Genomic DNA, 11487 nt, shown 5'->3' with positions numbered 1-11487 from the left:
TTTGATATGAAGATTGCACAGGTACTGGCGCTCAGCGCCTCGATTTTGACCTTCGGCGCATTTGCCGCCAATGATTACAGCGGCCCGCTGAAAGTGGGTACCACAGCAGCCTTCGCGCCACCGCTTGAAACCGCCGTGGCCGAAGCCAAAAAACAGGGGCTTGAGGTGCAGCTGGTGGAGTTCACAGACTGGACCGCACCGAATGTCAGCGTGGAGAACGGCGACATTGATGTGAACCTGTTCCAGCACAAACCCTTCCTTGAAAACGCCAATCAGCAGGGCGGTTTCCACCTGGTGCCCTATGCGCCGGCCATCATCAATAACATTGGTCTTTATTCGAAAAAACATACTGCCATTGATCAGATCCCTGACGGCGGTACGGTGGCGATTGCCAACGATCCCATCAATGGCGCACGCGGGCTGCTGCTGCTGCAGAAGGCGCAGCTGATCACTCTCAAGCCGGGTGCGGGCCTGAAATCCACCGTGGATGATATTGCCAGCAATCCGAAGCATCTGAAGATCATCGAAGTCGAAGCGGTACAACTGTCGCGTTCGCTGGATGAAGTCGATTTGGCGCAAGGCTATCCGCACTATCTGCGTTTGTCGAAAACCATCGATCCCAACAATGCGCTGCTGTTTGATGGCCTCGAACATCCAGAGTATGTGATTCAGTTCGTGGTGCGCGAAGGACATCAGGACGATCCGCGTCTGAAGAAGTTTGTCGATATTTACCAGCACTCTCAGGTGGTACGCGCCAAACTGGATGATTTTTACGGCAAGCTGTATCAGCCGGGCTGGAGCCAGTAAGGATGGTGAGCCTGACGATTCCCGGCGAACATGATGCGCTGCTGACGCCCACCGTGGATGTGCCTGGCAAGGCGCACGTGCAGATTCGTGCGCTGAGCAAACGTTATGCCGGACAGACGCAGGAGGCGCTGAAGGAGATCGATTTGCAGGTTAAGCGCGGTGAGATCTTTGGCATTATTGGCCGCAGCGGCGCGGGAAAATCCACGCTGATTCGCTGCCTCAATCGTCTGGAAAGGCCCACCCAGGGAACGGTGGTGATTGATGGTATCGACCTCAGCAGTTTAACCGACCGCGAACTGGTGGCGTGGCGTCGTCGCACCGGGATGATCTTCCAGCATTTTAATCTGTTGTCGGCGAAAACCGTTCGGGAAAACATTGAGTTGCCGTTGAAAGTGGCGGGCGTGCCCGCGCAACAGCGGCGGCAGAAGGTGGATGAACTGCTGGCGCTGGTGGGGCTGGAGGCGCGCCAAAACGCATGGCCTGCACAACTTTCTGGCGGACAGAAACAGCGTGTCGGCATTGCGCGCGCGTTGGTGCACGACCCTGAGTTGTTGCTGTGTGACGAAGCGACCTCGGCACTCGATCCCGAAACCACGCGTTCAATTCTGGCGCTGTTGAAAAAAATCAATCAGCAGCGGCACATCACCATTGTGCTGATCACCCATGAAATGGATGTGGTGCACGATCTCTGTCACCAGGTGGCGGTAATCGATCAGGGTGAAATCATTGAGCGCGGCCCGGTGTGGCAGGTCTACAGCGATCCGCAACAGGAGACCACGCGGCAGTTGCTCAACCCGCAGTTTGCGGCGCTGCCTGAAGCACTGCAACCGCTACTGACGCCGACGCGCCAGCAGCCTGATTCACGTTTACTGGTGCGATTACGCTACAGCGGTCAGGGCGCGCAACCCGATCTGGCGGCGATCAGCGCACGCGTGCCGGGTGCGTTAACGCTGATTTATAGCGCGGTCGAGTGGGTTGAGCGTAAGCCCACCGGGCAACTGCTGTTGCTGCTGGATGCCCACCATGATGCGGCGCAGGTATATGACTTGCTGACAGACTCAGCGGATCAACTGGAGGTAACAGGTTATGTCACTGAGTCTTGATCGTTTATGGACCGGGCTGCTGGATACGCTGCTGATGGTCGGCGTGTCATCACTCTTAGCGCTGGCGATTGGCTTGCCGATGGCGGTGATTTTAGTGGTAACGGGTCGCGACGATCTGTTTCCCAGCCCGCTGTTGAATCGTGTATTGGGATGGGTAGTGAATCTGTTTCGATCGATCCCCTTTTTGATCCTGATGGTGGCGCTGATCCCGTTTACCCGCTGGATTGTAGGCACCACCTATGGCGTATGGGCGGCAGTGGTGCCGCTGACCTTAGCAGCGACGCCCTTTTTTGCGCGCATCGCCGAAGTGAGTCTGCGTGAGGTGGACAAAGGACTGACCGAAGCGGCGCAGGCGATGGGTTTTCATCGCTGGCATATTGTCTGGCATGTGCTGTTGCCAGAAGCGCGCCCCGGCATTGTGAGTGGCTTTACCATCACGCTGGTGACGATGATCAATGCTTCCGCCATGGCGGGTGCCATTGGCGCGGGCGGATTGGGTGATCTCGCCTATCGCTACGGCTATCAGCGCTTTGATATGCAGGTGATGCTGACGGTGATCGTGGTGCTGGTGGCGTTGGTGACGGTGCTGCAATTTTTTGGCGATCGCTTATCGCGGCGGTTAAATCACCGCTGAGCCGTTGAATCTCAGCTCATCTATGAACGAGGGACAGTACATTGCGTCTCGCTAAATGTTTCCACAACGGTTGCGACGCTACAAATCATACACGCCATCATCAGCGCCGCCGCAAAATTTGCCCATCATTCTCGCGCGGATGCGAAACGTGCACTTAGCGATGGCCGTCGTGCAAAACGTGCAGGTGGTTATGATTTGTAGACCTTCGTGGTGTGGGTGGCCTTCAGGCCGCCTACCTCAGCGAATCTGTAATTCTGCCAGCGCCATCAATAGCGCATCGACTTTCGGCAACAACTGCTTGCGGCGCGGCCAGATCAGCGTCAGAGCCAGACCATCGGGTTGTTGTTCCGGCAAGATGATCTCCAGTTCACCGCGCGCCAGCGGCTCGCGCACCAACCACGAGGGCATCTGCGCCACGCCCAATCCGCCACACAGCGCCTGAACTTGCGCATCCACGTCGCCCAGTGCCATCCGGTGTGGCACATTGCGCCAGTGCGGATGCCCATCGGCGGTGGTAAACAGCCAGGGCTTACTGCTGCCATCCACACGTTCGTACATAATCGCCTGATGCTGCAACAACTCGCTTTCGTTGCGAGGACGACCTGCGCGGGCTAAATACTCCGGCGCAGCGCAAAACACCATGCGCTCGCGCCCCATCTGTCGGCAGCCTAGCGATGCGGGTACATCCGGCGAACCGCCAATGCGCACCGCGACATCGATCCCCTCATCAAACAAATCGATAAAACGATCCGAGAAGGTGAGGTTGAGTTCCAACTCGGGATGTTGCTGACAAAACGGAATCAGCAGCGGCATCACTCCGAGGCGGCCATAAGTATTTGGCACCGCAACACGCAATCTGCCCGAAGGAATGCTGCGCTGCGCTGCCAGCACCGCTTCAGCTTCGGCCAGCTCCTCCATGATGCGCAGACAGGTTTGATAGTAGGCATTACCGGCATCGGTGAGCTTCAGGCTGCGCGTGGTGCGTTCCAGCAAACGTGAACCGAGACGGGTTTCTAATCGCGTCACGCTTTTACTGACGGCTGAACCGGTCAGGTGCAAACGTTCCGCCGCGGCTGCAAAACTGCCACTCTCGACGCTGGCTACAAAGGGAACAATGTCTTTCAGGCGCTGATCGTGCATCTATTCATGAATCCAGGTTGTGAATGATGTGAATTAAAGCCAGAGATAGGAATTAAATTCTCTATTAGGCTAATGATTACTGAAACCGAGGAGAATTGAAATGCAAAAGCAGGCGTTAATTGTCGGCATCAGCGGCGTCATTGGACGTGCGCTGGCGGAAAAACTGCAAAGTGAAGGATGGCAGGTCACTGGATTATCCCGTGGACGCGGCGCGATCCCTGAGGGTTGCCGCAGTCTGACCGCAGATCTCACCGATGCTAATGCGGTCAGCGTCGCACTGTCACAAGAGAAGCCTGATGCGGTGTTCTTTAGCGTCTGGTCTCGTCAGGAGAATGAAAAAGAGAATATTCGCGTTAACGGCGGCATGGTGCGCAACGTGATTGAGGCGCTCGGCGAGCGCCTCAAGGGTTCGCATGTGGCGCTGGTCACGGGTCTGAAGCACTATCTGGGCCCGTTTGAGGCATATGGCAAAGGCGCGGTACCGGTGACGCCATTCCGCGAAGAGCAGGGACGCCAGCCGGTCGATAACTTCTACTATGCGCAGGAAGATGAAATCTTTGCAGGTGCCGGGAAATATGGTTATCGCTGGAGCGTGCATCGCCCGCACACCATCATCGGTTATGCGCTGGGCAATGCCATGAACATGGGTCAGACGCTGGCGGTGTATGCCACGCTGTGTCGAGAGCAGGGCTGGCCGTTTATCTTCCCCGGCTCGCCCGAGCAGTGGAACGGTATTACGGATGTGACGGACGCCGGTTTGCTGGCGGAGCAGTTATTGTGGGCAGCGACAGCGGATGAAGCGGCGAATCAGGACTTTAACGCGGTCAACGGCGATGTGTTCCGCTGGAACTGGTTGTGGCCCCGTCTGGCCGCGTACTTTGGCGTTGAGGCCGCCGCGTTTCCTGCGCAGATGATGCCATTAGAAGGGCGCATGCAGGAAGCCGCAGACGAATGGCGTGAAATTGCCGCGCGCGAACAGCTGCGTGAGGCGGATATTAATAAGCTGGCTTCGTGGTGGCACACCGATGCGGATCTGGGTCGTCCAATGGAAGCGTTCACCGACATGAGCAAAAGCCGTAAGGCGGGTTTCACCGGATATCGTTCAACGCTGGATTCGTTTACTGGGCTGTTTGATCGGCTGAAGGCGGAGAAGGTGATTCCGCAATAACTTTTGTTATCGACATCTGCTTCGGGGTGCGCGTCATAGCGCACCTTCGTCCTAAAACTAACTCTAAAATGTTCGGGCTCAGATATCCAACCTGAGGTATTTGGGACCTTCAACGTAATGATTCTTGATTATCTTCAAGCTCCCGTATTTTACGCATAACGGGTCGGACGTCGTTACTCATAAATTCCATCGTAGTGAGAAACACCATGCGTTGCTTATCAAAATTTTTTCGATAAAACATAAAGCGCAGACCGGGAGCACAGACCAGTAATTCAACACCTTCGTTCATAAGCGTTTCAATATTCGACTCTGTGGTGTCGCGGGTGAAGCGCCAGTTCAATTGGCGTTTATCGATCGCCTTCTGCACTGCGGCGATATATTTATCTTCGCGAAAATAGGCAAACAATCCACCACCTATTCCGAATCCCGGTGTTCTGAACAATGTTGGACTGGGCATGTAGATAAATACGATGTTTTTCATCGACGATTAATCCTTAATCTTGATGGGTGAACATGGTAGCAGAAGCCTAATGAAGGTTTCTTTACGCAAAACTGGCGCTATCTTGTTGATATGAAGGGATGATAACATGAGAATGATTATCAACAACAGGAGGTTGTTATGTTCAAGGTACTGCCCATCATTCTCACTCTGGCATTAGCAGGTTGCACCACTCCATCCGCCAATAAAGCACATCCCAAAGCCCTGCGAATGGATAAGCCTGATTACCCTTTTTATGCTGCAAAGAATCATATCGAAGGAAAGGTGCAATTTTTTTATGATGTCGATGCGCAAGGTAAGGTCAGTGAAATGCGCATTGTTCAATCCACACCTGACCATCTGTTTGATGACGCGGTTATAAGAGCTGTCAACAAGTGGCGATTTGAAAAAGGCCATCCCGCTAAAAATATTCCAATGAATGTGGTGATGCGCGTGAGTCCTCCGCCCAATATAAGTGATTCGATGTTGTGATGGGCTAAGCGGTCTTCGCAATAATTCAGAGTGCTTAAGGTGTGGTGAGCAAAGCATTCTTTTCGAACACTGACTATCTCTGAATTTAGTGACAGCCATCTTGCGATGGCTGTTTAAATGTCGTTTCTAAACCTGCGTCAACCCACCATCAACGCAGATCTCAGCGCCCGCGATATAACTGCTCTCATCACTGGCGAGGAACAACGCGGCATTGGCCACCTCTTCCGGTTTCGCCATTCTGCCGAGCGGTATGGCGCTGGTGAGCCCTTTTCGTACCTGTTCTGAAGCTGCTGCCATCATTTCAGTATCCACAGGGCCGGGTGCGACCACATTGACGCGAATACCGCGAGGGGCGAGTTCACGGGTCCACGTGCGGGCAAAGGAGCGCAGAGCGGCTTTGCTGGCAGAGTAAACACCATAACCTTCCGTGCCAATCACATCAGCAATTGAGCCAATCAACACCACGCTCGCACCTGGTTTGAGCAGGGGCAGCGCAGCTTGTAAAGCAAAGAGCGGCGAGCGCACGTTAAGTCCGAAAATCTGCTCGTAGTGAGACTCACTGATCTCGTCTAACCGGGCGTATTCCGACATGCCCGCATTGATCACCAACACATCCAACTGGCCTGAGGTGTTTTTGATGCTGTCCATAATACCGGCCAACTCTTCTTTCTGACTGACATCGGCGCGCAACGGCCTAGCGATGCCGGATATCTTGCGGCTGGCAATGGCTAATTCTTCTTCACGACGGGATGTAAACCAGGTGGTTGCTCCTTCGCTGGCGAAACGCTGGCTGATCGCCAAACCGATACCTTTTGCGCCGCCCAGTACCACGGCAACTTTGTTTTCTAATCTGCTCATCTGCAATGCTCCTTTAAGAGTGGAACCCAGATGATATAAAAACTATACTTGATATCAATTACGCACTTAGTTTATATCAGATATATACGGGTATATCGCCATGAATGAGAATACTGACAAGCCATTGATTGACATCGGTAAAACTCGACCTGTTTTGGAAAATATTACCAATAAATGGTCAATATTAATTCTCACCGTGCTTTGCACACAGCCCTCAAGATTCAATGAGATTCGCCGCAGACTGGATGGGATTACGCACAAAGCACTGGCGGATGCGCTTAAACGTCTGGAGCGCAATGGTCTGGTCAATCGCAAAGTGCTACCGACTGCGCCCATCAGCGTGGAATACAGCATCACACCTTTAGCGCAGACGCTGCAGCAGCCGTTTATGGCCTTGGCGAGCTGGGCGATGGAGTACGGTTCTGAGATGGAACAAGCGCAGGCCGCTTATGACCTCACAAAACTTGAAGCGAAAAAGTTAGTGGAAGAGGTCTAAGGATTGGGTTTTATTTTAGGAAATTGGAGAGATTGGCAGCGCATTAGCTTATTTACGATGCGCTGCCGTTTAATTCTGTATTAACGCTTATTAGAGAGTATCCCTTTATTGCCTTAACCTAACTTCACCCAGCGGCGACCTAATAGCACAGTCATCACCACAATCACCGCTATCGCGGCCAGATGCATCACGAAATCCATAGGATGCAGATGCACCGGATGGCAAAACGCCAACAGGGTGACTGCCATGCAGGAGATACCTAGTCCGGCCATCGCCAGGCTGCGAACCGGATGAAGTGCGCGTGTCTTCCGTAAACTGGCAATCATCAGAGCCATCATCGGTGTGCTGACCACTAGCAGAAAGGTAAAGCAACGGGTGCTGTCGTTGTCGTGTGCTTCTGCGATCGCATGAGGAATGCTGCTCAGGCTCAATCCCAGCCACAGTAAACCAATCGGTAGCAGGGCTTTCCAGCTGATGCTCCGGCGCCCGGCAATACTCATATTGAATGCGCTACGAATGGCCAGCAGCCCGAGAACAAACGCCAGCGCCAGTTGAATGAGCGCGCGCATTGCGCCGGGTTGTGACCAATCGGTTAGCGTACGCTGCACCAGAAAACTGGCGGCGATGCCGCAGGGCAGCGCCAGTAGCAGCCACATTAATACACGCCAATAAGTCGGCCGCGTTGGTTGAACGGGCTGCATATCGCGGCCGAGTTTTTCAATTAACAGGTCATGATTATTCATGGTGTGCTCCAAAGCGACGCAAATTGCTCAGCGCGCGATGCAGCAGCGACTTCACCGCTGCCACACTCAAATTGTTATGTTCTGCCGCTTCCGTCAGGCTCATTTCGCGTAGATGCACATGTTCGACAATCTCGCGCTGGCGCGAGGGAAGCTGGCGCAGATAGCCAGCCAGTTCCTCTTGTGTATCCAGCGGTGGTGCCTCTGGCGCAATAGCAGCTTCAGTTAGCGTTTCTACATGGACTTCCCATTGCTGATGGCGTCCGCGTCGTCGCAGGGCATCTACGGCGCGAGCGGAGATGATGGCCATCAGCCAGGGTAAGAACGGGTAGGCAGGATCATAGGTGTGACGCACCCGATGCACGGTTAACAGCACATCCTGAATCACATCTTCCACTAATGCCTGGTCGGTGAGTTGTTTGCGTATTTGCCCGCGTATCACCGGCACTAGCGCTTTGAGCAGTCGGGTGTAGGCGAGCTGATCGCCCGCCTGCGCCTGTTCCATTAGCGCGGGCCAACTTTCGCGCGCGCTATCACTTGCTTGCATAATCCGCCTTGAAACTATTACGCCTTGGTGCTGGCCGCTTGCAGCGCATTCACCACAATGCTCGGTGTCAGCACTTGCGGTAGCACTTTTGGCGGTCCGCCATCGGCGGGGTAAACCAGATACATCGGCAGTCCGCCCTGACCAAACTCGCTCATGGCGTCATCGACGTCGGGATTAAACTTGGTGGAGTCCGCCACCATATACAACGTACCGGTTTTTGTCAGCGCATCTTTAACGGCCTGCGTCGACAGTGAGGTTTTTTCATTCACCTGACAGGTAATACACCATGAGGCGGTGAAATCGACAAAGATGGCTTTACCATGTCCGCGCTGAGAGGCAACGGCTTGCGGTGTCCACTTCTCTTTGGTGAGCTGACTTGCCACCTGGTCGCCTGCCAGCGCTGCGCCCGGTTGAATTAACTGCGGCAGGGGGGCCAGCACGGCGATAACCAATACGGCGGTTACGGCGAACAGAACTTTATGGCCTTTACCGGCAAAGCGGCGGTGTTGCGCCATCCCATATAGCCAGCCCGCGAATGCCACCACCACAGAGGCTGCTAATAGTGTAGCCAATGCCGCGCTGCCTGCCTGTTGCGCGAGCACCCATACCAGCCAGGCGTAAGCGCCAAACATCGGGAAGGCTAAACCGCGCTTCAGTACATCCATCCATGCGCCTGGACGAGGCAGGAATCTCGCCAGCTGTGGGAACAGGGAAACCAGCGTGAAGGGTGCCGCAAAGCCGATCGCCAGGGCAAAGAAGATCACCAGTGCCACAGCAGGCGGTTGCACCAACGCATATCCAATCGCGCTTGCCATAAAGGGTGCTGCGCAAGGCGTTGCGACAAGGATCGCCAATACACCGGTCAGCGCAGAACGTAAGAATGCGCCGCGATTGATTTCCACCGCTCCGACGCGCTGAACTGACAAGCCCACTTCAAACACGCCGAGCAGATTGAGCGCAGCGGCAAGGATCACCAATGACAGCAGGGCAATCACCAAAGGGGACTGTAACTGGAATCCCCAGCCCACGGCGGCACCGCCCGCACGCGCGGCCAGCAGAATACCTGCGAGCGCCATCATGGTAACGATCACGCCCAGTAAGAAGCCTAAACCTTCACGACGCGCGTTGGCGGCATTGTCAGTGTGGCGCAACAGGCCGAGCGCTTTCAGGGAGATGACCGGAAAGACGCAGGGCATTAAGTTAAGAATGATGCCGCCAATAAAGGCGGCCAGCATGGCGGTTAACATCGCTGGCCTCTTTGCTTAGTTAGTTTGCGGATGTGCGGCGTCGTACTGCTTCACGGCGGCGAGGGCTTTCTCGATGTGCGTATCCGGGTTTCTATCAGTGTAACTCAGCAGGATGTCGCCATTAGGCGCAATCACATAAGAGGTGCGATCGGAAAGCGTTTTGCCTTTCATCTGCATGGTGGTCTGATACTGCGCGGCAATTTTTGCACCTGGGTCAGCGGCGACGGCGAATTTGTCACGGCATTCCAGTTTAGAGAAATCGCTCACCTGATCGGTGTTCCCTGCTGTTACACCAATGACCGTGGCGTGCATTTTGGTGAAATTGTCTGTGGCTTCGGCGAAGTCATGCGCTTCAATCGTACAGCCTGCACTAAACGCTGCCGGGAAGAAGTAAAGCACCACTGGCCCTTTTTGCAGCGCTTTTTGCAGCGAGAAGGTCAATGGTTTACCGGCTAATGCACCTTGCAGTTCGAAATTCGGTGCTTTTGCGCCAACCGGCAGCGCGGCGCTGGCGTTAAAAGCGGTGGCAGAGAGGCCCAATGCGGCGGTGATGCTCAGAGTACAAACGAGGGTTTTGAACGATTTCATTATCTGCTCCAGCGATGTAAGGGAGGTCCGGTTTTAGTGACTCAATACATCAGTTCGCTGGAGGGGGCGGAAAGGTTTCGGTGCCAGTAAAAAAAAAGTTAAATTAGCGGCGCAATGTGACTCATGGAAAAAGAGGCTAAGAGAGATGAATCGGAATTATTTCAGTAAAATCATTTTGTTAATGGGGTTATCTTGCTCGGCTACCGCGCTGGCGGCCCCGGCGATAAACAGTGATGTCGCTTCACTGATCAACCAGCGTCTGTCTTATATGAAGGATGTGGCGGGGTATAAAGCCGCCAATCATCTTGCGATTGAAGATCTGCCGCAAGAAGACAAGGTTTTGGCCAGCGCTGTGCAGCAAGCCGAAAAACTGGGCTTAGCGGGCGAGTCTGTGAAACCCTTTGTGCAGGCTCAGATGGATGCAGCCAAAGCGATTCAATATCGCTATCGCGCAGATTGGCTCTCCACGCCCGAGCAGGGATGGCAGCCTTTGCCGCTGGATCAGGTCAGAACCAAAATTAATGTGCTGAGCGCCAGCATACTGAGCGGTATCCGTGCGCAGTTAGCGCAGGGCAAACCCTTCACCGATAAAGCCGCCTTTCTGCACACGCTTGATCAAGCGAATCTGGAACAGGGTGATAAAACGCGGCTGTGGGAAGCCCTGCAAAAAATTAGTCTGAATAAGTAGTGGTTATTTATATGGCGGGGCGTATTAAGGTTACGCCTCCTTCTTCTGTCGTTCACCTTACAGACTGCAATATTATCCACGATATCCCCACCTGGGGATAAAGCACCCACTATCCCCAGGTGGGGATAAAATTCAGATGGCCAACGATCCATACCGCCACCTTTTCCTTATAACCCCAACTGAACTCCCTATGTCCTGCTGGAGAATCCCCTCTGCTATAACTGCTGCGAGTTGATAACGCGCAGGAAAAGTTTGTCATGGATATTCGTAAAATTAAGAAACTGATCGAACTGGTTGAAGAGTCCGGCATCTCCGAGCTGGAAATCTCTGAAGGCGAAGAGTCAGTTCGTATCAGCCGTTCACCTGCAAACGCTGGCTACCCGATGATGCAGCAGGCTTACGCTGCACCAATGATGCAGCAGCCAGGCCTGGCGACTGCGGTCGCACCTGTTGCTGCGGCGCCGGTTGAAGCGGCTAAGCCAGAAATCACTGGCCACATCG

14 protein-coding genes and 1 pseudogene are annotated in these 11487 nt (G+C 54.2%); 8 read left to right on the top strand and 7 right to left on the bottom strand.

Going from position 1 to position 11487, the window contains the following annotated elements:
* Nucleotides 1-6 precede the first annotated feature (6 nt).
* The 3 genes from LBW88_RS12335 to LBW88_RS12325 are packed head-to-tail and all read left to right on the top strand — an operon-like array spanning nucleotide 7 to nucleotide 2544.
* Nucleotides 7-807 carry a MetQ/NlpA family ABC transporter substrate-binding protein gene (locus LBW88_RS12335; protein ID WP_224932575.1) on the top strand — a complete coding sequence of 267 codons (801 nt, stop codon included), beginning with the start codon at nucleotides 7-9 and terminating at the stop codon, nucleotides 805-807.
* Between the two features lie 2 nt (nucleotides 808-809).
* Nucleotides 810-1910, top strand: coding sequence for a methionine ABC transporter ATP-binding protein (locus tag LBW88_RS12330; RefSeq protein WP_224932574.1), 1101 nt, complete (start codon nucleotides 810-812; stop codon nucleotides 1908-1910).
* The gene (locus tag LBW88_RS12325; protein WP_224932573.1) at nucleotides 1894-2544 is read left to right on the top strand and encodes a methionine ABC transporter permease; all 651 of its coding nucleotides are present in this window, start codon (nucleotides 1894-1896) and stop codon (nucleotides 2542-2544) included. Before LBW88_RS12330 ends, LBW88_RS12325 begins: the two co-directional genes overlap by 17 nt.
* Before the next feature lie 237 nt (nucleotides 2545-2781).
* Here LBW88_RS12325 and LBW88_RS12320 read toward each other — a convergent pair whose 3' ends face one another.
* Nucleotides 2782-3684: a LysR family transcriptional regulator gene (locus tag LBW88_RS12320; protein ID WP_224932572.1), complete on the bottom strand. Its 903-nt coding sequence runs from the start codon at nucleotides 3682-3684 to the stop codon at nucleotides 2782-2784.
* 100 nt (nucleotides 3685-3784) lie between these two features.
* Here LBW88_RS12320 and LBW88_RS12315 point away from each other — a divergent pair, with 100 nt between their 5' ends.
* Complete coding sequence (locus LBW88_RS12315; protein WP_224932571.1) at nucleotides 3785-4852, top strand: SDR family oxidoreductase; 1068 nt, start codon at nucleotides 3785-3787, stop codon at nucleotides 4850-4852.
* Nucleotides 4853-4961: 109 nt separating this feature from the next.
* Here the strand turns inward: LBW88_RS12315 and LBW88_RS12310 are convergent, their stop codons facing one another.
* On the bottom strand, nucleotides 4962-5333 hold the full coding sequence (locus tag LBW88_RS12310; protein ID WP_224932570.1) for a hypothetical protein: 372 nt from the start codon (nucleotides 5331-5333) through the stop codon (nucleotides 4962-4964).
* A 138-nt stretch (nucleotides 5334-5471) separates the two neighbouring features.
* On the opposite strand from LBW88_RS12310, the gene LBW88_RS12305 reads away from it, so the two are divergent.
* Entirely contained in the window at nucleotides 5472-5822 is a 351-nt protein-coding gene (locus LBW88_RS12305; RefSeq protein ID WP_224932569.1) for a TonB family protein, read from the top strand.
* A 126-nt stretch (nucleotides 5823-5948) separates the two neighbouring features.
* On the opposite strand, the gene LBW88_RS12300 is transcribed toward LBW88_RS12305, so the two are convergent.
* Complete coding sequence (locus tag LBW88_RS12300) at nucleotides 5949-6680, bottom strand: SDR family NAD(P)-dependent oxidoreductase (RefSeq protein WP_224932568.1); 732 nt, start codon at nucleotides 6678-6680, stop codon at nucleotides 5949-5951.
* 100 nt (nucleotides 6681-6780) lie between these two features.
* Here LBW88_RS12300 and LBW88_RS12295 point away from each other — a divergent pair, with 100 nt between their 5' ends.
* On the top strand, nucleotides 6781-7176 hold the full coding sequence (locus tag LBW88_RS12295) for a winged helix-turn-helix transcriptional regulator (protein WP_224932567.1): 396 nt from the start codon (nucleotides 6781-6783) through the stop codon (nucleotides 7174-7176).
* A 113-nt stretch (nucleotides 7177-7289) separates the two neighbouring features.
* Here the strand turns inward: LBW88_RS12295 and LBW88_RS12290 are convergent, their stop codons facing one another.
* Genes LBW88_RS12290 through LBW88_RS12275 form a run of 4 tightly spaced genes read right to left on the bottom strand, consistent with a single transcriptional unit; the run spans nucleotide 7290 to nucleotide 10298 of the window.
* Nucleotides 7290-7919 carry an NrsF family protein gene (locus LBW88_RS12290; RefSeq protein WP_224932566.1) on the bottom strand — a complete coding sequence of 210 codons (630 nt, stop codon included), beginning with the start codon at nucleotides 7917-7919 and terminating at the stop codon, nucleotides 7290-7292.
* On the bottom strand, nucleotides 7912-8463 hold the full coding sequence (locus LBW88_RS12285; protein WP_224932565.1) for a sigma-70 family RNA polymerase sigma factor: 552 nt from the start codon (nucleotides 8461-8463) through the stop codon (nucleotides 7912-7914). The genes LBW88_RS12290 and LBW88_RS12285 overlap by 8 nt, the downstream gene beginning before the upstream one ends.
* A gap of 17 nt (nucleotides 8464-8480) precedes the next feature.
* Nucleotides 8481-9710, bottom strand: coding sequence for a protein-disulfide reductase DsbD family protein (locus LBW88_RS12280; protein WP_224932564.1), 1230 nt, complete (start codon nucleotides 9708-9710; stop codon nucleotides 8481-8483).
* Nucleotides 9711-9725: 15 nt separating this feature from the next.
* A complete protein-coding gene (locus tag LBW88_RS12275; protein ID WP_224932563.1) occupies nucleotides 9726-10298 on the bottom strand; it encodes a peroxiredoxin in 573 nt (190 codons plus the stop codon).
* 145 nt (nucleotides 10299-10443) lie between these two features.
* Here LBW88_RS12275 and LBW88_RS12270 point away from each other — a divergent pair, with 145 nt between their 5' ends.
* Together LBW88_RS12270 and LBW88_RS12265 are read left to right on the top strand one after the other, a co-directional pair.
* Entirely contained in the window at nucleotides 10444-10986 is a 543-nt protein-coding gene (locus LBW88_RS12270; RefSeq protein ID WP_224932562.1) for a chorismate mutase, read from the top strand.
* A gap of 257 nt (nucleotides 10987-11243) precedes the next feature.
* Nucleotides 11244-11487, top strand: a pseudogene (locus LBW88_RS12265) (acetyl-CoA carboxylase biotin carboxyl carrier protein); the annotation flags it as partial.

Source organism: Pantoea sp. alder81 (assembly GCF_020179835.1).
Lineage (GTDB): Bacteria > Pseudomonadota > Gammaproteobacteria > Enterobacterales > Enterobacteriaceae > Pantoea.
This window is presented reverse-complemented; position numbering and strand designations above follow the sequence as displayed.

Bases quoted from the DNA above. Each gene is read 5' to 3' on its own strand.
- LBW88_RS12335 (WP_224932575.1), top strand. From the start codon at position 7: ATGAAGATTGCACAGGTACTGGCGCTCAGCGCCTCGATTTTGACCTTC.
- LBW88_RS12330 (WP_224932574.1), top strand. From the start codon at position 810: ATGGTGAGCCTGACGATTCCCGGCGAACATGATGCGCTGCTGACGCCC.
- LBW88_RS12325 (WP_224932573.1), top strand. From the start codon at position 1,894: ATGTCACTGAGTCTTGATCGTTTATGGACCGGGCTGCTGGATACGCTG.
- LBW88_RS12320 (WP_224932572.1), bottom strand. From the start codon at position 3,684: ATGCACGATCAGCGCCTGAAAGACATTGTTCCCTTTGTAGCCAGCGTC.
- LBW88_RS12315 (WP_224932571.1), top strand. From the start codon at position 3,785: ATGCAAAAGCAGGCGTTAATTGTCGGCATCAGCGGCGTCATTGGACGT.
- LBW88_RS12310 (WP_224932570.1), bottom strand. From the start codon at position 5,333: ATGAAAAACATCGTATTTATCTACATGCCCAGTCCAACATTGTTCAGA.
- LBW88_RS12305 (WP_224932569.1), top strand. From the start codon at position 5,472: ATGTTCAAGGTACTGCCCATCATTCTCACTCTGGCATTAGCAGGTTGC.
- LBW88_RS12300 (WP_224932568.1), bottom strand. From the start codon at position 6,680: ATGAGCAGATTAGAAAACAAAGTTGCCGTGGTACTGGGCGGCGCAAAA.
- LBW88_RS12295 (WP_224932567.1), top strand. From the start codon at position 6,781: ATGAATGAGAATACTGACAAGCCATTGATTGACATCGGTAAAACTCGA.
- LBW88_RS12290 (WP_224932566.1), bottom strand. From the start codon at position 7,919: ATGAATAATCATGACCTGTTAATTGAAAAACTCGGCCGCGATATGCAG.
- LBW88_RS12285 (WP_224932565.1), bottom strand. From the start codon at position 8,463: ATGCAAGCAAGTGATAGCGCGCGCGAAAGTTGGCCCGCGCTAATGGAA.
- LBW88_RS12280 (WP_224932564.1), bottom strand. From the start codon at position 9,710: ATGTTAACCGCCATGCTGGCCGCCTTTATTGGCGGCATCATTCTTAAC.
- LBW88_RS12275 (WP_224932563.1), bottom strand. From the start codon at position 10,298: ATGAAATCGTTCAAAACCCTCGTTTGTACTCTGAGCATCACCGCCGCA.
- LBW88_RS12270 (WP_224932562.1), top strand. From the start codon at position 10,444: ATGAATCGGAATTATTTCAGTAAAATCATTTTGTTAATGGGGTTATCT.